Source organism: Mesorhizobium sp. M7D.F.Ca.US.004.03.1.1 (genome assembly GCF_003998635.1).
Classification (GTDB): domain Bacteria; phylum Pseudomonadota; class Alphaproteobacteria; order Rhizobiales; family Rhizobiaceae; genus Mesorhizobium; species Mesorhizobium loti.
This window is the reverse complement of record NZ_RZQG01001150.1, coordinates 1-1,660: the sequence shown is the minus strand read 5'-3', so window position 1 is coordinate 1,660 and position 1,660 is coordinate 1. Positions and strand designations below refer to the sequence as shown.

Below are 1,660 nucleotides of genomic sequence, written 5' to 3'. Positions count from 1 at the left end.
CTTCATCTGCGAGGCGGCCTCGTAGCCGAGCGTGCCGGAGCGGCCGACGATGCCGACGCGCCCGGGGAGGTAGATGCTGCCGGGCATGATGCCCATAAGCGCCTGTCCGGGCGTGATGACCCCGGCGCAATTCGGGCCGACCAGCCGCATGCGGTCCTCGAAGCGGTAGCGGCGCATGTAGCGCTTGACCTGCATCATGTCCTGCGACGGGATGCCGTCGGTGATGCAGACGCAGAGCTTGATGCCGGCATCCGCCGCTTCCATGATCGAATCGGCGGCGAAGGGCGGCGGCACGAAGACGATGCTCGCCTCGGCGCGGGTCTCACGCACAGCGCCCTTGACGGTGTTGAACACCGGCAGGCCGAGATGCTTTTGGCCGCCCTTGCCGGGGGTGACGCCGCCAACCAGCTTGGTGCCGTATCGCTTCATGTCCTCGGCATGGAAGCTGCCGATCTTGCCGGTGAAGCCCTGGACGATGACGCGTGTGTTGCGGTTGAGCAGGATTGCCATTTTTTCGACCTCCCTCAGGCTGCTTTTTTCTTGGTGGCCGCGCGCCAGGCAGCGACGGCCTTTTCGGCGGCTTCCGCCAGTGTGTCGGCGACGATAATTTTCTCGCCGGAATCGGCCAGGATGCGGCGTCCTTCTTCGACCTTGGTGCCGGAGAGCCGGACCACCAGCGGTACGTCGACGCCGACTTCGCGGATCGCCTTGATGACGCCCTCGGCGACCCAGTCGCAGCGGTTGATGCCGGCGAAGATGTTGACTAGGATGGTCTCGACATTCTTGTCGCCGAGCACGGCGCGGAAGGATTTCGCCACCCGCTCGGGCGAGGCGCCGCCGCCGATGTCGAGGAAGTTGGCCGGTTCGCCGCCGGCGATCTTGATCATGTCCATCGTCGCCATGGCGAGGCCAGCGCCGTTGATGATGCAGCCAATATTGCCGTCGAGGCCGACATAGGAGAGGCCACGGTCGCTGGCGAAAGTCTCGCGCGGGTCTTCCTGGCTCTTGTCGCGCAGTTCGGAGATTTCCGGGCGACGGAACAGCGCGTTCTCGTCGAACGACATCTTGGCGTCGAGCGCGACGAGATTGCCGTCGCGGGTCACCACCAGTGGATTGATCTCCAGCATCGAAGCGTCATAGTCGCGGAACACCTGGTAGCAGCCGAGGATGGTCTCGGTCGCCTTGCCGATCAGGTTGCTTTCAAGTCCGAGGCCGAAAGCGATCTCGCGCGCCTGGAAGCCCTGCATGCCGACACCGGGATCGACCACGGCGCGGATGATGGAATCAGGTTTTCTTTCAGAGATCTCCTCGATCTCCATGCCGCCGGCGGCGGAGGCCACGATCATGACGCGCTCTTCCTTGCGGTCGAGCACAAAGCCGAGATAGAGCTCCTGCGCGATGTCGACGGCCTCCTCGAGATAGAGCCGCGAGATCAGCTTGCCGCGCGGACCGGTCTGGTTGGTCACCAGCTTGCGTCCGAGCATGGCTTCGGCCGCGTTGGCGATCTCCTCGTCGTTGGCGCAGAGCTTGATGCCGCCGGCCTTGCCGCGCGGTGGACTGGCCTACAGCCCCGAACAGGCGACCTACCGGGCGCGCGAGATCGGCGGCAGCAAATGGGTGCTAAAGGCGCAGGTTCATTCCGGCGCGCGCGGCACATGCA

2 protein-coding genes and 1 pseudogene are annotated in these 1,660 nt (G+C 64.9%); 1 reads left to right on the top strand and 2 read right to left on the bottom strand.

Annotated features, from left to right (window positions below):
• Window positions 1–510 (bottom strand): CoA-binding protein (locus tag EN935_RS34970; RefSeq protein WP_206534651.1); only part of this gene is annotated, 510 nt, incomplete at its 3' end.
• A gap of 14 nt (window positions 511–524) precedes the next feature.
• A pseudogene (locus tag EN935_RS34965) lies at window positions 525–1,550 on the bottom strand (malate--CoA ligase subunit beta); the annotation flags it as partial.
• Between EN935_RS34965 and EN935_RS42970 the strand changes: the two are divergent.
• On the top strand, window positions 1,531–1,660 hold a 130-nt coding region (locus EN935_RS42970), incomplete at its 3' end, for an ATP-grasp domain-containing protein (RefSeq protein WP_164771643.1). The pseudogene EN935_RS34965 and the gene EN935_RS42970 sit on opposite strands and share 20 nt — an antisense overlap.